General features: G+C 32.1%; 19 protein-coding genes. All 19 read left to right on the forward strand.

Annotation, left to right across the window (positions count from 1 at the left end; all coding sequences use genetic code 11):
* Positions 1 to 129: 129 nt before the first annotated feature.
* Positions 130 to 1,452, forward strand: coding sequence for a sensor histidine kinase (locus tag BLV37_RS07930; RefSeq protein ID WP_091729716.1), 1,323 nt, complete (start codon positions 130 to 132; stop codon positions 1,450 to 1,452).
* A 53-nt stretch (positions 1,453 to 1,505) separates the two neighbouring features.
* Positions 1,506 to 2,933, forward strand: coding sequence for a M28 family metallopeptidase (locus tag BLV37_RS07935; protein WP_091729719.1), 1,428 nt, complete (start codon positions 1,506 to 1,508; stop codon positions 2,931 to 2,933).
* A gap of 193 nt (positions 2,934 to 3,126) precedes the next feature.
* On the forward strand, positions 3,127 to 5,247 hold the full coding sequence (locus tag BLV37_RS07940; protein WP_091729722.1) for a ribonucleoside triphosphate reductase: 2,121 nt from the start codon (positions 3,127 to 3,129) through the stop codon (positions 5,245 to 5,247).
* Between the two features lie 30 nt (positions 5,248 to 5,277).
* The gene (locus tag BLV37_RS07945; RefSeq protein WP_091729724.1) at positions 5,278 to 5,964 is read left to right on the forward strand and encodes an anaerobic ribonucleoside-triphosphate reductase activating protein; all 687 of its coding nucleotides are present in this window, start codon (positions 5,278 to 5,280) and stop codon (positions 5,962 to 5,964) included.
* A gap of 287 nt (positions 5,965 to 6,251) precedes the next feature.
* Entirely contained in the window at positions 6,252 to 6,587 is a 336-nt protein-coding gene (locus BLV37_RS07950; RefSeq protein WP_091729727.1) for a PH domain-containing protein, read from the forward strand.
* 211 nt (positions 6,588 to 6,798) lie between these two features.
* Positions 6,799 to 7,113 carry a YciI family protein gene (locus BLV37_RS07955; RefSeq protein ID WP_091729730.1) on the forward strand — a complete coding sequence of 105 codons (315 nt, stop codon included), beginning with the start codon at positions 6,799 to 6,801 and terminating at the stop codon, positions 7,111 to 7,113.
* Between the two features lie 66 nt (positions 7,114 to 7,179).
* On the forward strand, positions 7,180 to 7,431 hold the full coding sequence (locus BLV37_RS07960; protein WP_091729732.1) for an apurinic/apyrimidinic endonuclease family protein: 252 nt from the start codon (positions 7,180 to 7,182) through the stop codon (positions 7,429 to 7,431).
* A gap of 24 nt (positions 7,432 to 7,455) precedes the next feature.
* On the forward strand, positions 7,456 to 7,968 hold the full coding sequence (locus BLV37_RS07965) for a sugar phosphate isomerase/epimerase family protein (RefSeq protein WP_091729735.1): 513 nt from the start codon (positions 7,456 to 7,458) through the stop codon (positions 7,966 to 7,968).
* A 125-nt stretch (positions 7,969 to 8,093) separates the two neighbouring features.
* Positions 8,094 to 8,834: a DUF3784 domain-containing protein gene (locus BLV37_RS07970; RefSeq protein ID WP_091729737.1), complete on the forward strand. Its 741-nt coding sequence runs from the start codon at positions 8,094 to 8,096 to the stop codon at positions 8,832 to 8,834.
* Positions 8,835 to 8,942: 108 nt separating this feature from the next.
* On the forward strand, positions 8,943 to 9,188 hold the full coding sequence (locus BLV37_RS07975; protein ID WP_091729739.1) for an SHOCT domain-containing protein: 246 nt from the start codon (positions 8,943 to 8,945) through the stop codon (positions 9,186 to 9,188).
* Between the two features lie 77 nt (positions 9,189 to 9,265).
* Positions 9,266 to 9,955, forward strand: coding sequence for a response regulator transcription factor (locus tag BLV37_RS07980; RefSeq protein WP_091729741.1), 690 nt, complete (start codon positions 9,266 to 9,268; stop codon positions 9,953 to 9,955).
* A gap of 1 nt (position 9,956) precedes the next feature.
* Positions 9,957 to 11,360 (forward strand): sensor histidine kinase, encoded by a 1,404-nt coding sequence (locus BLV37_RS07985; RefSeq protein WP_091729744.1) that lies wholly within the window; start codon positions 9,957 to 9,959, stop codon positions 11,358 to 11,360.
* Positions 11,361 to 11,459: 99 nt separating this feature from the next.
* Positions 11,460 to 12,392: a tetratricopeptide repeat protein gene (locus tag BLV37_RS07990; protein ID WP_091729747.1), complete on the forward strand. Its 933-nt coding sequence runs from the start codon at positions 11,460 to 11,462 to the stop codon at positions 12,390 to 12,392.
* A gap of 411 nt (positions 12,393 to 12,803) precedes the next feature.
* Positions 12,804 to 13,592: a 2-keto-4-pentenoate hydratase gene (locus BLV37_RS07995; RefSeq protein ID WP_091729750.1), complete on the forward strand. Its 789-nt coding sequence runs from the start codon at positions 12,804 to 12,806 to the stop codon at positions 13,590 to 13,592.
* A 1-nt stretch (position 13,593) separates the two neighbouring features.
* A complete protein-coding gene (locus BLV37_RS08000; protein WP_091729753.1) occupies positions 13,594 to 14,400 on the forward strand; it encodes an IclR family transcriptional regulator in 807 nt (268 codons plus the stop codon).
* A gap of 130 nt (positions 14,401 to 14,530) precedes the next feature.
* Positions 14,531 to 15,409: an acetaldehyde dehydrogenase (acetylating) gene (locus tag BLV37_RS08005; RefSeq protein ID WP_091729756.1), complete on the forward strand. Its 879-nt coding sequence runs from the start codon at positions 14,531 to 14,533 to the stop codon at positions 15,407 to 15,409.
* 17 nt (positions 15,410 to 15,426) lie between these two features.
* Positions 15,427 to 16,452: a 4-hydroxy-2-oxovalerate aldolase gene (gene dmpG, locus BLV37_RS08010; RefSeq protein ID WP_091729759.1), complete on the forward strand. Its 1,026-nt coding sequence runs from the start codon at positions 15,427 to 15,429 to the stop codon at positions 16,450 to 16,452.
* Positions 16,442 to 18,100, forward strand: coding sequence for a dihydroxy-acid dehydratase (ilvD, locus tag BLV37_RS08015; RefSeq protein WP_091729762.1), 1,659 nt, complete (start codon positions 16,442 to 16,444; stop codon positions 18,098 to 18,100). Before dmpG ends, ilvD begins: the two co-directional genes overlap by 11 nt.
* Before the next feature lie 204 nt (positions 18,101 to 18,304).
* Positions 18,305 to 19,663: a GntP family permease gene (locus tag BLV37_RS08020; protein WP_091729765.1), complete on the forward strand. Its 1,359-nt coding sequence runs from the start codon at positions 18,305 to 18,307 to the stop codon at positions 19,661 to 19,663.
* The last annotated feature ends 43 nt before the right edge of the window (positions 19,664 to 19,706 follow it).

A 19,706-nucleotide genomic window follows, 5' to 3' on the forward strand; every position in this document is an offset into this window, starting at 1 on the left:
CTTTTATATTAACCTATACCGTCTCTTTTTAATGCTTAAAACAATTAGAAGGTAATTTGCATTAAATATAGAATAAGATACTATATGTTTTAGAATGCAAGAGATTTAAATAATTACAGGGTGATTAAATTGATAGTAATAGTTAACTTTTTTACTAACATTATTGATGTATGTATGATGTTCTTTTTTCTAAAGGCTTCCTTTGCAGAAGAAAAAACTAATAAAAAAAATATAATTACTGGGTTAATAATAGTTATAGCTTTTGGTACTATTGTTAATAGTATTCTTGGATTAGCAAATTTTATAGGATTTATATTAATTCTTTTAGTTACCAATATTATGTTTTCTCTAATTTTCAAAAAAAGATTTTTGATTGTTTCAGCTATGTTAATTATAGGTGTAGTCATAATGTTTATTTTAGAATTAATTACAGTTAACCTCATTACATATATTTTTCAAATACCACCATCTGTTATTCTAGAACTTAATATTTATAGAATTTTAGGGATAATTATTGGAAAGGGGAGCTTTATTCTGATTACAAGGTATTGGGTTAATAAAAGAAAAATATATTCTTATGCTCAAAACAGGAAGAATTCACCAATGGTTTTTATTCTTTTATTCAATTTAATAATTATGTATGTTGCGTTTATTGTTTTTAAATACGTGGAAATTAATTCTTATATGGATTACATAATTTTATCTATACTTACATTATGCACTATTGTATTCAATTGGCTAATCTATATATTTACAAAAAAAATAATTAAACAGGAACAGCAAGAGGAGCTAATGAAGCTAAAAATAAAAGAATATGAAAATCAAAATTTCTATATCAAAAGCATGGAGGACATATTGTTAAATATTCGTGCTCAGAGACATGAGTTCAATAACTATATGAGCACATTATATGGTTTGATTCTTTTAGACAAAAAAGAAGAAGCTGAAAAATATATTTTAAATCTATCGGAAGATATTTCTTTTATTAACAAAATAATTGATGTTGGACATCCTGCTATTACTGCTCTTATTAATGTAAAAAGGGACAAGATATTGAGAGAAAAAATTAAGTTGGATTTAGAGGTTCAATTGCCTGATGATATAGCCCTTGACTATATAGATTTATCTGTAGTTATAGGAAATCTTTTAGACAATGCAATAGAGGCATGCTTACAACCTAATATAAATGACCCGTATATTGAGTTTAAAATGTTTACTAAGGAAAATTATTTAGTTATCACTGTATACAATTCAAAATCGAACATATCATCAATCCATTCAGAAGCCTTAGGAGAAAGATATACTACAAAAGATGATAAGGAAAACCATGGATATGGTTTAAATAACATACAAAGAATAGTAAATGAGTACAAAGGAGCATTAAGAATTGAAGATAAAGACCATAGCTTTAATGTGAATATTGAATTACCTATAGAAAAGGATATACATTGATATATAGTTATCTTTTTGTGTATATAATATAACATATACGAGGTGTTATAGTCTTGAAAATTAAAAAGAGATTAACTATATTTATCTTTATAACATTAATTATCTCTTTAATACTTGGTGGTTGTTCTTTAGCTAATGTTAGAGGAAGTGTTCAAGAACAAACTACAGGCTTTCAAAATATTAAAGAAAAGCATATTAATTCAAAAAATATTATGCAGACAATTGAAGAGCTTACTTCGGAGGAATACAAGGGAAGACTTGCAGGAACAAAGGGAAATGAACTTGCTACTAATTATATAGCAAATTATTTTAAAAAAATAGGTCTTAAAAATCCAGATGCCCTTGAAAATTATTTACAGCATTATAAACAAAAAGTAAGGTTTACTTATAGTGCTCCTGAATTAGAGGTTGTAACTAGTAGTGGAGAGACCGTAAAAAAATATGAGTACATAAAAGATTTTACAGTTAATACATATTCCAGTTCTTTTAGTATAAAAGGTGAAGCAAAAGGAGAAGCTTTGTTTGTCCAAAGCACAGAGAAGTTTTTTGATTATTCGAAGAAATACACAGGGAAAATCCTATTGATTTCAGAAAGTATGTTAGCTCGTGAGGGTAACACGAATCTTCTTACTAGTATTTTGCTAAAAGATAGTAGTGTTGGTGGAATAATCACAGAAGTGGACATAAATAAGACCTATGGTAGTTTTGTAGTAGGACCCAATGCTAATCCAGCAGTTAAATTTTATGAAGACAGACCCTTGCTTTTCAGCTGCAATAGTTCAACTTTTAAAGAGTTAATAGATTATTCAAAAGAAGGACATGAAATATACATAAAAGCAGATTATGCAGTAGAAAATGTAGAGCCTGCTAATGTAATTGGACTAATAGAAGGAAGCCATAAGACACTGAAAGACGAATTCATAATAATAGGGGCACATTTTGACCATGTGGGAGACAACAAAAACGGAACATATAATCCAGGAGCGCTAGATAATGCCTCTGGTACTGCGGTAATGATGGAAATAGCAAGAGTATTAAAAGAAGGAAAATATAAGCCTAAAAAATCCATATTATTCATTGGTTTTAATGGAGAGGAAGAGGGCTTATACGGCTCTCAGCATTATACGGATAATCCCATATATCCATTGAAGAATACTACAGCCATGATTAATTTAGACATGGTAGGTTCTAAGCATATAGACACACTTACCCTATTGAGCTATGATAAAACTAATGCAGATTTAAAGGGAGAATTTTATCAATATGCTAAAAACCTTGAACTTAAAAGTATTCAAGCTGTAGGTCAAGGAAGTGACCATAGTCATTTTGGTGCTAAGGGAGTATCTTCATTATGTTTAATTGATATGGACCTTAAAAATGGATACCATACTCCAGGAGATACTATAGACAATATAGATGAGGATAGAATTAGAGAAATAGCTAAATTAGTTTTATACTACTTAGACAAAAATGCTTTTTAATAACTAAGGCACTGAAGTAAAGTTTCAGTGCCTTAGTTTTATTTTTTGGTCCTTATGTCCTAAATGTAAAAAATACATAAATAAACACGAAAATTAGTTGCAACCATATATTATTTGCCTTATAATTAAATACAATAATACACAATATATATGTATTGTTAACAACAATACCACAATATAAGGGGGAAATGACATGATAACTAGGGTACAGAAAAGAAACGGAGATATTGTCGATTTTGATATGGGGAAAATTGAAAACGCAATATTTGCAGCAGCAAAGTCAGTTGGTGGGGATGATAGAAGTATAGCAAAGAAATTGGCTAATATGGTTGTTAATATAGTAACAGAAGCATTTGGAGCAAGCATACCTACTGTAGAAGATATACAGGATATAGTAGAGAAGGTTTTAATAGAAGAAGGTCATGCTAAGACTGCAAAGGCCTATATATTATATAGAAGAAAGCATGAAGAATTGAGAGATACTAAAAATCTCTTTATGGATGCGGAGACATTAGTTGACGAATATGTGTCATTAGATGATTGGCGAATCAATGAAAATGCAAATATGGGCTTTAGCTTACAGGGTCTTAACAATCATATTGTAGAATCTATTACAAAAAAATATTGGCTAAATAAAATATACAGAAAAGAATTAAGAGACCCTCATATAAAAGGTGATTTACATATTCATGATTTAGGGCTTTTAGCTCCTTATTGTTGTGGTTGGGATCTTGAGGCATTGCTAAATGAAGGCTTTAAAGGGGCAAGTGGAAAGATAGAGTCTTCACCTGCTAAGCATCTTCAATCTTTTTTAGGACAGATTGTTAACTGGTTGTATACATTGCAAGGTGAAGCAGCAGGAGCTCAGGCAGTTAGCTCATTAGATACATATGTGGCTCCATTTATATATTATGATGGCTTAGATTATGATGATGTAAAAAAGGCAGTTCAAAGCTTTGTATTTAATTTAAATATACCTACGAGAGTTGGCTTTCAAACACCTTTTACAAATATAACATTAGATATTACGCCACACCCTATGTTAAAAAACATGGAGGTTATCATTGGTGGCAAGAGAATGGATAAAACCTATGGAGAATTCCAAAAAGAAATGGATATGTTTAATAAGGCTTATTGTGAGGTTATGATGGAGGGTGATGGTGCAGGCAGAAGCTTTAGCTTTCCCATACCTACAATAAATATTACAAAGGATTTTCCATGGGATTCAGAGGTAGCTAATTCCATTATGGAAATGACAAGGAAATTTGGTACTCCATATTTTGCAAACTTTGTAAATAGTGATTTAGATCCTGAAGATGTAAGGAGCATGTGCTGTAGACTTAGACTTGATAACCGTGAGCTAAGAAGAAGAGGTGGAGGCTTATTTGGTGCTAATCCTCTTACTGGCTCTATAAATGTGGTTACTTTAAATATGGGACGTATTGGCTATACAGCAAAATCAGTTGAGGAGTTTAAAAGAAGAGTAAGAGAGCTAATGGAAATATCAAAGGAAATATGTGAAACAAAACGTAAGGTTCTTGAGAGATATATGGATGTAGGTCTATATCCTTATTCTAAGTTTTATCTTCAAGCTATAAAGGATGCTGAAGGAGAATATTTTAAAAATCATTTTAGCACCATAGGCTTAAATGGTATGAATGAGGCTTGTGTCAATTTACTTGGAAAGGATATAACCACAGAAGAAGGAAAAGAATTTGCGATAGACATAATGGAATTCATGAACAGAGTAATTCAAATATTCCAAGAGGAAACAGGAAGCCTTTGGAATCTGGAAGCTTCACCAGCAGAAGGTGCTGCCTATAGATTTGCAAGGATGGATAAGAGAATGTATCCTAAAATATATACTCAAGGTGGAGATGAGCCATATTATACAAACTCTACACAGCTTCCAGTAGACCATACTAAGGATATATTTGAAGCTATTGAACATCAAGATAAGCTTCAAACACTATATACTGGTGGCACAGTATTACATGGATTTATTGGAGAAGAGATTGACAGTCCTGAAACTGTTAAGCTTTTATTAAAAAGAGCCTTTGAAAATAGCAGAATACCATATTTAACTATTACTCCTACTTATAGCATTTGTCCAGACCATGGATACTTAAAAGGAGAACAGTTTACTTGTCCAGAATGTAGCAAGGAAACAGAGGTATGGACTAGGGTTGTAGGCTTCCACAGGCCTGTTCAATCATGGAACAAGGGTAAAAAGGAAGAATATAAGGACAGAGTTGAATTTGATACTGAAGAAAGTTTAAATGACAAAAATTATACTGTAAAGAAAGCTATTTAAATAATGGTTTTAACATATAGAGGTGAAATTATGGAATTTAAAGGACATCAGAAATCTTCATTCATAGATTATCCAGATAAAATATGCACAGTATTTTTCACCGGTGGCTGCAACTTCAGATGTCCATACTGTCATAATTCTAACCTTGTATATAATGAAGGTGAATATATAGCAGAGGAATTTGCTCTTGAGTACCTAGACAAAAGGGCAAATTTCTTGGATGCAGTATGTATATCAGGCGGAGAGCCTACACTTCATAAAGGATTATACGATTTTATAAAAAAAGCTAAGGACAAAGGATATTTAGTAAAGCTAGATACAAATGGAACCAATCCAAAAGTGCTTAAAAGGCTTATAGACGACAATCTAGTAGATTATATTGCAATGGATATTAAGGCACCCTTGCCTAAGTATTATGAAGTAGTAAATACTAATGTAGATATAAATAGCATACTTGAAAGTATCAGTTTAATAAAAAGCTCTTGTACGGATTATGAGTTTAGAACTACTGTATGTAAAGAGCTACTAACATATGAGGATATAATAGAAATAGGAGAATATCTAAAAGGCAGTAATAGATACTACATACAAAATTTTAAGGACGGAGACACAATTCTAGGAGGGCAAAAAAAATTCAGCTCATATGACTTAGATACATTAAAGAAAATAGAAGAAAGGCTCAAGGGATACTTTCAAATATTTAAAATACGAAATTAATATATTAGATATAAAGACAATAGAAATATTTGCGACTACGAGCGAACATTTCTATTGTCTTTTTTTTGAAGATTATTTATAACTCTAAGTCTTCATAAGACCTTCGTTTTCATATGGTTTAGCTAGTTATATTGTAATATCTGTAATGTTAGTTTATAATTTCTTTAATAGCATATTTATGAAAAGGGTTTTATTTAACACATTGTAGGAAAGACTACCGTCTTTCGCATGTTCCGTATTAAAAAATTATTTAAATAAAGCTTATATAATATGAGGTGGGTCTTTTCATGGAAGAAAAAATTATTATGCAGGGGATTGCTAATCGAGTAAAGAGTACGTTTAATGTTCAAAATGGCTATGGAATATTAACTAATCAAAGGTTTATTTATTCTAAACACAGTCTCGCCAAAATAGCTCTTATAGGAGTTTTGGTAAACCTTACAAAAGGCGATTATGAGTTTGATATCCCTCTAAGTGAAATAAAGGAAATTACTAGAGGGAAGCAAGGTATAAGCAAGAATGTTCTAGTTATCACTAAAAAAAACGATGAGACTTTTAAATTTGCTGTAACAAAGTATATAGAATGGGAAATTGCATTTAAAAATTTATTATTAAACTCCTAGCCGATTAGTGGCAGCATATATTTTATATAGTAATGTACCTAATAAAAGTAGTATGTATTTTTACATAGAAGGGAAACTGCATGATTAATATTTAAGATGAAAGGATTTGTTTAAGAGTATTAAGATTATTATGATATGCAGTATAGATGGGAAGATAAACTGAACTATATATTCTGAAACCCAAATGACTTAAAATGAGGAGGCTATAGAAATGACAGAAAAAAAGAAACAGTTCATTTATGTATTGAAATTAGTACCAAGCTTACTAAATGAAGCGAATTGGACAGAAAAAGAAGAAGAAATCGTAAGTAGACATTTTAGCAGCCTACAGGAATTGTTAAATGAAGGGAAGCTTGTTTTAGCAGGCAGAACATTAAATATGGACGAAAAAACATTTGGAATTGTTGTATTAGAAGCAGATTCAGAGGAAGAGGCAAAACAAATTATGGAAAATGACCCTGCAGTAGCTGAAGGAATAATGCTATCCGAATTATTTCCTTATAGAGTTGCTCTAATGAGAAAATAAAATAACTTTAGACGAAATAGGATTTGTTGGACTATAATCCTGTAATTCAGAGGAGGTCTTTTTACAGTGAAGCTAGGAATGCCTGCTTTAATTGAATATAGTAACCTAGAAGAAAATTTAAGGCTCTGTAAAGAGCTAGAGCTAGATTTTATTGAATTAAACATGAATTATCCTATTTTCATGCCTGAAAGTTTTAGTTATGAGGAAGTAAGGAGCATTAAGAAAGAATATCATATTGACTTCACAGCTCATCTTCCAGAGGAAATTGATTTAACTTCCTTTCATCCTTCTATTAGAAAGGGACATTTAGAACGCTGAAAAGAACTAATAAGGTGGACAAGCTTGGCAGATATAAAAATTGTTAATATGCATATTAATAATGGTATTCATTGCACATTACCTTATAAAAGGCAATGGATTAACGAAACATATGAATTAGAGTTTAGAAAATTGCTATTTGAATCCTATTCTGAACTAAATAACTTAGCTAATTCACTAGGTGTAATATTATGTATTGAAAATACGTCTAATTTTCACATTCCTTTCATACAAAGGGCACTTGAAATGTTGAGCTCATTTGATAACTTCAATTTAACCTGGGATGTAGGACATGATGCAAAGGCTAATTTTAACGAGAAGCCTGTTTTATTAAGATTTAAGGATAGGATTAAGCATATGCACCTTCATGACTTTAATAATAATTCAGATCATCAGCCTCTATATACTGGAATAATACCTATAGATGATAGGCTTAGTTTTGCTAAGGCTAACAATATATCTGTTGTTATAGAGGTAAAGACTAGTGAAGCCTTAAAAGAATCTGTAAATAAACTAAGAGCTTTTATACAAATATGAGAAATTAGGAGAACAATTAGAAATAGATAGATTATATATTTAAAACTTGTATTCAATTTAACAAAAAACCACCTTATGGTATAATATATATATTATAGAATCTGCATAGCAAGGGGGAGAAAATTATGTACATTGTAATTTTCGTAGGGATCTTAATGATAGTACTAGGTATTCTGATTAAACACTTTAAATGTTATTGGCTTATATCAGGCTATAATACCATGTCTAAAGAGAAAAAGAAAAATGTTGATACCGAAGGACTAGGCAGATTTATGGGAAACTCATTGTTTGTAATGGGTGGCATATTTATACTAGGTAGTATATTGGAGTATTTAGGCATAAAGATAGGTATGATAGCTTCTATATTATCTTTATTTATTATTGTTCCTTATATATTAATAAATAGTCAAAAATATGATAAAAACGCTTTAGAGCCGGATGGAAGTATGAAAAAAAGTACAAAGCTAATCGTAGGTACTATAATAGGTGTAACTGGGATTATATTTATTTTTGTTGCTCTTACTTTTATATATGGAGCACAGCCGCCAAGCGTTGATATAAAAGACCAGTATATAAGCATTGGTGGTATGTATGCATCTACAGTTTATTTAGAGGATATAAAAGAGGTAATATTATTAGATTCTATACCTAATATTATCAGAAAGCAGAATGGATTTGATTTGGGAAATATATTAAGAGGCAAATTTAGTCTTGAAAGCATTGGAAAAGGAAGATTATATATAAATAATGGAAAGCCACCCTATGTTTATTTAAAGCTGAAAAAGGGGTATATAATAATAAACTATAATAACAGTGAAAAAACCCAGGACCTATATAATGAAATAAAATTCAGTATTAACGGATAATAAATATTATTAATAAAATCTAAAATTATTTCATATCTTCATATTTTCTTCAAATTTGTTTTGTATTATAAAAAAGAGGGAAGATAATTATATGAAGGAGGAAATAATATGTGTCGCGGATTTGGAATGGGATTTGGCTTTGGTGGTGGTGCAGGCTTACCTTGGATGTTAGGTATGGGAATATCTAGAGTATTAGTAGCAGCTTTAGTTATATTTCTTATATATAAGCTAATTAAAGGGCTTAATAATACATCAAGAGATTCAGATAGAGCACTAGAAATATTAAATGAAAGATATGTAAATGGAGAAATTGACGACGAGGAATATGAAAAAATGAAGAAAAGAATTAGATAATACTATTTATTTTAATGACCAGTATTGAAAGATACTGGTCATTGTAGTATTTTTGATTTAGTGAGGTGAATTCTATTATGCACAATACAAAAAATATACTTGTAGTAGATGATGAGGCTCAGATAACAGAGGTAATAAAAGCCTATCTTCAAAAAGAAAATTATAATGTATATACAGCCCATAATGGACAGGATGCAATGAATATATTTAACAGAGAATCTATTGATTTTATAGTCCTTGATTTAATGCTTCCAGATTTGTCAGGCGAGGAGATATGTAAAAGAATAAGAGTTAAATCTACAGTCCCTATTCTTATGCTGACAGCTAAGGCAGAAGAGGAAGATAGGGTTACCGGGCTATATCTAGGGGCAGATGATTATCTTGTAAAGCCTTTTAGTCCAAAAGAGCTCGTAGCTAGGATAAAAGCCATATTTAGAAGAACAGAAAAGGACTTTATAAAAGCAGAAATAATCGAATTTAAAGATGGAGATTTAAGTGTGGATATTAATAAAATGGAATTATATAAAAAAGGAGTGCAAAGAGAGCTTACTCCTACTGAATTTAAGTTAGCTGCTACATTAATGCAAAATCCAAGCAAAGTATTTAGCAGAGAAGAGTTAATAGAAAAGGTATTAGGCTATGACTATGAAGGCTATGATAGGACCATAGATACTCATATTAAAAATATAAGACAAAAGATAGAGGACGAAAATAATAAATATATCCATACTGTTTATGGAGTAGGATATAAGTTTGTAGGTGAATAGGATGAAAAAGCTTAAAACTAAAATTATTATACTAATGCTAAGTGTAGCCATATTATCTGTTGTTCTAGTAGCTGTAATAACTAACTTAACTATATTTAATAAATTTAACACCTATATGGAGGAGGAGCATGCTGACAGAATTAGTGATATTGTTAAAATGGTTGAATACTCCTACTCTATAGATAATAGCTGGTCAAACAAGGTTTTGAGAAACATAAGTAATTCCAGCCTTATAGATAATTTTATGATTCAGATAATAAATGAAAATGGCAATGTTGTTTTTGAAAATAATGTAGACAATAGTATGATGAGAATGCATAATCAAATGATGGGAAGAATGGGCAAAAGAATAATGAGAGGAGCAGATAATAGTAAAATAAGTGATTCTAATACTACAGTTAAATTGCAAGAGCTAATAGTTGATGGTAAGAGAATAGGCACTATTGAAATAGGCTATACTGGAAATTTTATAGTATCTCAAAGAGAAGTCGACTTTACTAAAGGCATAAACAGCTCTATACTGTATGCATCAATCATATCTATTATTTTAGCTATTATTTTAGGGCTATACAACTCAAAAGTAATGTCACAGCCTATACTTAAAATCACTAATGCTGCTAATAATATTAGAGAAGGGGATTTGGATACTAAAATCCAGATTAAAAATGATGCTAGGGAGCTAATAGAGCTATCAGAAGCTATTAACCATTTAGCTCAATCTCTTAAGGAACAGCAGATTTTGAGAAAAAGACTAACTACAGACATATCTCATGAGCTAAGAACACCTTTGACTATATTGCTAAGCCACATTGAAGCCTTTAGTGATGGTGTATGGCAGCCTACTAAAGAAAGATTAAGTATATGTAGAGATGAGGTTATCAGGCTCAAAAAGCTTGTAGAACAGCTAAAATATATAACAGATATTGAAAATCATAGAGTAGAGCTTGAAATAGAAAGCTTTAATCTATCAGAGCTATTAGAGGGGATAGTAGAAAGCTTTGAATATGAGTTCCAAATAAAGAGCGTAAGGCTAGAAAGACATATAGAAGAAAATATAATAATTGAAGGAGACATGGACAAGGTTAGACAAATAATTATAAATCTCATTTCAAACGCCTTAAAATTCACAGACTCAGAAGGAAGGGTCAATGTAGCTCTTAACAAAGACAGTAATAAAACTATACTAGAAATAATAGATACAGGTATTGGAATTAATGAAGAAGATATTCCTTTTGTTTTTGAAAGGTTTTATAGAAGTGACAAGTCAAGAAGCAGAGATACAGGTGGTGCAGGCATTGGACTTACGATAACTAAAACCTTAGTAGAAGCCCATGGAGGAAAAATAAGTGTTGCTAGTGAAAAGGAAAAGGGCAGCAGGTTTACAATTGTTTTTCCTAATATATAAATATTGGATAGAATATTTTAAAATGATGAACCTATTAATAAACTCTTAAATATGTTAGACTATAGCTATTGACAATGAATGTAAGAGGTGTAGATATTGATGAGGCAAAGACTTAAAAAAATTAATCGCAGAAATAATTATGTAATTTTAGCAGAAAATTTTCTTGATGAAGATAATAAGGAAAAGGCCTTACAATTTTTCAAGAAAGCATTAAAATTTAAGGGTGAAGAGTTTGAAACTATAGATATTTTGTTTTATATAGCTCTTTTATATGATGAAATTGGCTTTAAGGAAAAGGCCTTTGAAACATATAATAGTATACTTAGATTAAATCCTAATGAGGCGGGAGCATATTATGGCATTGCTATAATATACGATGAAAGAGGAGAAAAGGGAAAGGCACTAAGAAATTACCTAAAGGCTATTCAGTTAGATCCAGAATATGATAGGGCATATTTTTATGCAGGGAATATATATGACGAAGAAGGAGACAAAGAAAAAGCCATTGAGTATTATAAAAAGGTTATTGAACTAACACCAGATGATTATATGGCATACAATAATCTAGGCTCTATATATGAAGAAATCAAGGAGTACCAAAAAGCATTTGAAATGATTGAAAAAAGTATAGAAATAGAAGATGGATATTACAGATCCTTATTTAATATGGGTGTAATTCAAAAGCATTTAGGAAACATTGAAAGGGCAATTGATTATTATAAAAGGTCTATAGAAGCCTATAGTGGCTACCCATATGCTTATTTAAATATTTCAGCAATATATATAGAAGAGAAAAAATATAAAGAAGCCATAAGGATACTTACGGAAGGAATAGAAAAAAATCCTGATGCAGGCTTTCTATATTACAACAGGGCTTGCTGCAATATAAATTTAAAAAATATTGACATAGCAATTACTGACTTAATCAAAGCAAAGGAGCTTTATCCAGATTTTATTGAAATGGTAAAGTCAGATAAAGATCTTAAGGTTATAAGAGAAAATAAAAGATATAGATTTCTTTTGGAGGATTAAACTTAGCTCCCATTCTTTCTAAGTACATTAAGAAAGGATGGGAGCTTTGCATTTTGCTAGATTACAATACATACGAAAAAACATATTCCACTTAGCGGAAATGTTTAGTGTATACCTTTTATTTCACAAAAATAATTGTATAATGTAGTTGAAGCACAAAAGTACTATAGTATTTTAAAACTCAACAAACTAAAATACTAAAGCTAAAAAGCTACGCATACATTGAAAACAAAAGGTTTTTATGCGTTTGAAATATTTTTAATCCACTACAATTATTAATGTATTATTTATGATAATTATGAAAAACTACAATAAGAAAACCTCTTCCGCATAGCGGAAATATTTAATACATGTATTTAGTTGATAAAAATTTAGAGTATAATTTAATTAGAAAGATTGGAGGTAAAATTTATGGATGAAAAGCTTATTAAAGATTGTGCCTTGGAAATATATAATGCTGAAAAAAATTGTAGTCCTATGGGAGCGCTGACAGACAGGTTTTCAGACATTACAATTGAGGATGCCTATAAGATTCAAATGGCTGTTGTCGATTTAAAGCTTAAAGACGGAGAAAAGATTATTGGAAAGAAGATAGGTTTAACAAATAAAGCCATTAGAGAGCAGATAGGAGTACATGAACCAGACTATGGAATCATAACATCTTCAGGATTTGTTGGAGATGGGGGAGAGCTTGACTCTACAACACTGATTGCTCCAAGAATCGAACCTGAGATAGCATTTGTTTTAAAATCAGATTTAACTGTAGATATGTACCCTGTAAATAACATGGATATAATTAATGCTACTCTAGGAATTTGTCCTGCACTTGAAGTCGTAGATAGTAGAGTAAAGGATTGGAAGATAAAGATACAAGATACAATTAGCGACAGTGCTTCCTATGCAAGAATAGTTCTTGGCAATAGAATAACACCACTAGATGGCCTGGACTTAAGAGTAATAGGCATGGCTTCTTATGTAAATGGAGAGCTAGTTACACATGGTTCTAGTGCAAATGTAATGGGGAATCCAATTGAAGCTGTTACATGGCTAACTAATAAATTATTGAAATATGGGGTTGAATTAAAAGCAGGTGAAATTATACTGTCAGGCTCCTTCACACCAGTGTTCTCTATAAAAAAAGGTGATAGTGTGTTAGCTATATTTGACCGTCTTGGCGAAGTGTCTGTAAGAGTGATATGAGATGAGAGATAAAAATCAGATCCAATCAATTATTAAAGCATTTAACATTTTAGAGCTATTTTCTAGAGAGAATAATGAGTTAAGAATTAAAGATATATCTATAGCTTTAGATTTACCACTAAGTACAGCTCATAGAATATTGTCTAACCTATTAGAATTAGGATATATATCTCAAAATCAAGAGAATGGAAAGTATAGATTAGGGGTAAACGCTTTTATATTAGGTTCCAATGTGAATCATATCAATAATCTAGTGGATATATCTTTACCCTTGATTGCATTTCTTGCAGATAAATATAATTGTATGTCTCATCTAGTTGTAGAGCAAAATGGTAAAGTTTTATGCGTTGGCAAAATTGGAACTGTAAAGCGTGATAACACTACTATACCTGCACGAGGTGAAGTACATCATATGCAAGTTACAAGTGTTGGAAAGGCTATACTGGCATTTTTGCCAGAAAGCAGACAAAAATCAATAATTGATAATAAAATTGAATTTAAAAAATTTACAGCTAATTCAATATTAACAAAGGAAGAGTTGTATAAAGAGCTTAAAACCATAAGAAAAAAAGGCTATGCAACTGATAACGAAGAATCAGAAATTGGATTATTTTGTTATGGCGTTCCTATTTTCAATAACAATTTTGAAGCTCAAGGCGCAATATCCTTATCAATCTATGACAGCAAAAGCCCATCAAATTATTTGGAGATTATAGAGGATTTAAAAAGAACAGCATCATTTATCTCTAACATCTACTGTGCTAATACTTCAAATTTTTTAAACAAAAAAAATAATTTAACTTACTAATATCTAATGCGAATTAACTAGCTTGCCCTAGTTAAACGCTGCCCACAAAGACATTTTATTACAAAATTTACAATTAATTAAAACAAATTGCAATAATGCAAACGTTAACTAATAAAGGAGGTTATTATAAATGAGTCAAAAAGTAAAAGTGGCAATAATAGGACCAGGAAATATAGGAACAGATTTAATGTACAAGGTACAAAGAAGCTCTGTTCTAGAAATGAGTGCTATGATTGGCATTATGGAATCTGAAGGAATTAATAGAGCTAGAAACCTAGGTATACCAACATCTATAGAAGGAATCAAGTTTATTGAGGACAATCCAGATATTGCAGATATAGTTATAGATGCTACAACTGCAAAAGCACACAGTGAAATTCATGGACCTATTTTGGAAAAACTAGGAAAAATCGCTATAGACTTAACTCCAGCTGCAATAGGAAAAATAGTTTCCCCAATGGTAAATATGGAAGACGCACTAAAGGTTAAGAATGTAAATTTAATAACTTGTGGAGGACAAGCTACTACACCAATTATCTATACAATTGGTAAGCATGTTGGAATTGAATACGCAGAAGTTGTAACTGCAGTTGCTAGTAAAAGTGCAGGGCCAGGAACTAGAAATAATATAGATGAATATACAAGAACAACTGCTAGAGCAATTGAATTATTAACAAACTCCGATAGGGCAAAGGTTCTTACAATATTTAACCCTGCAATTCCAGAAGTACCTATGAGAAACACTATATTCTGCATTCCTAAAGAAGAATATGATATAGAAGAAATTGCAAAAGCAGTAGAGGAAATGGTTAAGAGTATCCAAGAATATGTACCAGGATATACATTAACTCTTCGCCCTACAGTGGATAAAGGAATTATTACTACAATTGTAACCATAGAGGGACAAGGAGATTTTCTACCGCCATATGCAGGAAATTTAGACATTGAAACTGCATCTGCAGTTAAGATAGCTGAATTATACGCAAAAAATATATTGAAAAACAACTAAAGATTGGAGGAGAAGAAATGGGAAGAAAAATAAAGCTAATAGATACAACAATGCGTGATGGAAGCCATGCTATTCATCATCAATATACAAAGGAAAAGGTTATGGCAATAGCAAAAGGAGCTGAAGAAGCAGGACTTTATTGTATTGAAGTAGGACATGGTGCCGGAGTGGGTGGCTCAGTGCTTCAATATGGTTTAGAAAAAGAAAGCACTATTGAGTTGATAAAAGCTGCCAAATCAATGTGTAAAAATACTAAGGTAGGAACATTGCTTGTTCCAGGCCTAGGAACAATGGAAGATTTAAAAAAAGCAGTTGAGGCAGGTCTTGACTTAGTAAGAGTTGCAGTACACTGTACAGAAGCAGATGTTGGAGCACAACACATAAGATTAGCTAAAAGCTTAGGCTTAGAAGCTATAATGTTCTTCATGATGACACATATGACTAGCCCAGTAGAACTAGCAGAGCAAGCAAAAATGGCTGAGGAATACGGAGCAGATGTAGTATATTTTGCAGATTCATCAGGTGCTATGACACCAGATGACATAAAAGACAGAGTAAATGCCATTCGTTCAAAAGTAAGTATCCCTATAGGAGTACACACTCATAATAATTTAGGCTTAGGAGTAGGTAATGCTATAGCTGGAATAGTTGCAGGATGTGATTATGTAGACGGAACCTTTGAAGGCTTGGGAGCAGGCTGTGGGAATGGAAACCTTCAAGCTATAGTAGCAGTACTAAATAAAATGGGAATTGAAACAGGTGTTGATTTATACAAGCTTATAGAGGTTGGAAAGAATGAAGTGAGACCAATTATTGAGCATTCCTTAGAGATAACTGGTGAGTCAATACTATTAGGCTACATTGGAATTTACTCTAGCTTCTATCTACATGTTATTGAATATGCTGAAAAGTTTGGTATAGATTCTAAACTGATCTTCGAAGAATTAGGAAAACGTAAGGTTGTTGGAGGACAAGAAGATCAAATTTTAGATATTTGCCATGAAATCATTGAAAAAAGAAAGGGGAATGTAAATGAGAAGTAGTCAGGTTACTAAAGGATACCAAAGAGCTACACAAAGATCGCTATTAAAAGCTACAGGTCTTTCAGATGATGACTTAAAAAAACCATTAATTGGAGTAGTTAATTCATTTAATGAGGTTAATCCAGGACATATTCACCTAAATGAAATCACATATTCAGTTAAACTAGGGGTTGCATCAAAGGGTGGTGTTCCAATAGAAATACCAGCTATAGCTATATGTGATGGTATAGCTATGGGACACTCAGGGATGCATTATCCTTTAGCTTCACGTGAGCTAATTGCAGACTCAATAGAAGCAATGACAGAGGCTCATCAATTAGATGGTCTAGTAATGGTTACAAACTGTGACAAAATCACACCAGCTATGCTAATAGCAGCAGCTCGTTTGAATATTCCATCAATTGTAATAGCTGGAGGACCAATGTACGCTGGAAGATATAAAGGTGAACCAACAGATGGAAGCTTACTTTACGAGGCTGCAGGAAAGGTTGCAGCTGGAGATATGACACTAGAAGAGCTTAGTGAATTTGAAGAAGAAGCTTCACCAGGCTGTGGCGCATGTGGACTTTTAGGTACTGCAAACTCTATGAATTGCATGGCAGAAGCTTTAGGTATGGCATTACCATTTAATTCTTCAATACCAGCATATTTAGCAAAGAGAAAAGCATTGTCAAAGAAAACAGGAGAGCAAATAATGTACTTGGTTGAAAATAATATTAAGCCAAGAGATATTATGACTCGACAAGCATTTTTAAACGCATTAGCAGTAGATATGGCAATTGGAGGCTCAAGCAATACCGTACTACATTTAATTGCTATTGCACATGAAGCAGGAGTAGAGTTAACTATAAAGGATTTTGATGAAAAGAGTAGGGTATCACCTAAGCTATGTTCATTTAGCCCAGGAGGAAAATATCACTTAGAAGATTTATATAGAGCTGGTGGTTTACAAGCAGTTATAAATGAGGTAGCAAATCTTGATTATGTAGATTTAAATATTATGACTGTAACAGGTAAAACTATGCTTGAAAACGTTAAAGGTATGACAAGTAAGATTTATGATGTAGTTAGACCTTTTAATGACCCTTATTATGCAGAAGGTGGTATAGCAATATTATACGGAAATCTGGCACCAGAAGGAGCAGTAATCAAGCAATCAGCTTGTGACCCTTCAATGTATAAGCATACTGGACCAGCTCGCGTATTTGATAAAGAAGAAGATGCAGTTGCTGCAATACTAAATGGAGAAATCAAGAAAAAAGATGTAGTTGTAATTAGATATGAAGGTCCTAAGGGTGGACCAGGTATGAGGGAAATGCTTACACCTACATCAGCTATGATGGGGGCTGGATTAGGTCTTGATTGTGCCCTAATTACAGATGGAAGATTTTCAGGTGCAACTAGAGGGGCATGTATAGGACACGTATCACCGGAAGCGGCTGAAGGTGGTCCAATAGCCTTAATTAAAGAAGGCGATATTATTGAATTGGATGTAATCAATCGTTCATTAAATATATTAATTAGTGATGAAGAGTTAGCACAAAGAAAAGCACAATGGGCTCCTATAGAGCCAAAGATTAAAACTGGTTACTTAAAGCGTTATGCTAAAACAGTTAAATCAGCTTCACATGGAGCCATAGTGGAATAGATAGCTTAAGATATACTAAAAACATTGATTGCGTTATTAAAATATTGAAATTGGGCTAGGTTCCTCATTTAAAGGCACTTGTTCTTACAACATAAATACCCCAAACTAGTAAGACCTAGCCATTTCAATATACTTGAATGAATTCACTATGTAGGAGAAAACGCTTTACATTCAATAAATTATAAAATAACAAGGGGGATTATAATGCCAGTATTATTAAGTTTAGCAATAACCATTGTATTAATTATTTTCTTGATTATTAAGCTTAAGACAAACCCAGCTGTAGCACTATTTATAGGATCATTATTTATGGGGATATCATCTAAGCTAGGACTAGTTACTACTGTTAGCACAATTACCACTGGTTTTGGAAACACAATGGCTGCGCTTGGATTTAGCGTAGGCTTTGGAGTTATGCTAGGTGAATTAGTTGCAGCAACAGGAGCAGTTCAGTCAATTGCAAACAATATTGTTAAATTTTTTAGTAAGGACAAATCAGAATATGCACTAGGCTTAACAGGATTTATTGTTTCTATTCCAGTTTTTTATGATGTTGGTTATGTGGTTCTAATGCCACTTGCTAGAGCATTATCTAAGAAAGGTAATAAAATTATCCCTTATTTTGCGGGTGCATTAGTAGCAGGCCTTGGTATCGCACATACATTTATTCCACCAACTCCTGGACCTTTAACTGGAGCAAGCTTGCTTGGAGTTGATGTAGGAGCAATGATTCTTTGGGGAATAGTAATAGGATTTCCTACATTTATACTTGCAATGTTTGTATATGACAAATTCTTTTTATCAAGAAAAAACTTCTGGGATCCGACTAAAGATGAAGAATATGATGAAGCACATGCTGCAGAGCAAAGAAAGCTAGAAAGTGAACTAATAAAGGATGAAAAAGAGTTACCAGGATTTTTCTTATCATTACTACCAGTATTTGTGCCAATTATTTTAATCATATTAGGAACTGTTTCATCAGTTACAATGGGAGCTGAAAATGTACCTGAAATAATAAAATTTGTTTCAGATAAGCACGTGGCTATGTTCTTTGGATTATTATCAGCAATATTATTAGCTTTATCTCGTAATATGAAGCTAGGAGAAATAGAAAAAGTATTGAACACATCCCTTTCATCAATAGGTACTGTTCTATTTATCACAGGCTCAGGAGCTTCCTTAGGAGCAGTTTTAGGTGCTGTAAAGGTTGGAGATGCACTATTAGAAGTTGTAGGAGCTATTAATATTCATCCAATTTTATTCGTATGGCTAATAGCTGCATTACTAAAGCTAGCCCAAGGCTCAGGAACTGTAGCAATGATAACAACAGTATCAATGGTTGCCCCTATGGCAGCACAACTAGATGTAGCACCTGTATTTTTAGCATTAGCAGCATTCTCTGGAACATTGGCAACTGCTCATGTTAACGACAGTGCATTTTGGATAACAAGTAAAATGGCAGGGTTAACAGTAACAGGCGGCTTCAAGGTATATACACTAGTATGTGCTTTGCAGGCAGTAATAAGCTTAATACTAATTTTCGCAGCAAGCTTTATATTCTAATATTTACTGAAGCTACTACCAAGGTAACTCTAACTTGTTCCTT

This window comes from Proteiniborus ethanoligenes, from assembly GCF_900107485.1.
GTDB classification, from domain to species: domain Bacteria; phylum Bacillota; class Clostridia; order Tissierellales; family Proteiniboraceae; genus Proteiniborus; species Proteiniborus ethanoligenes.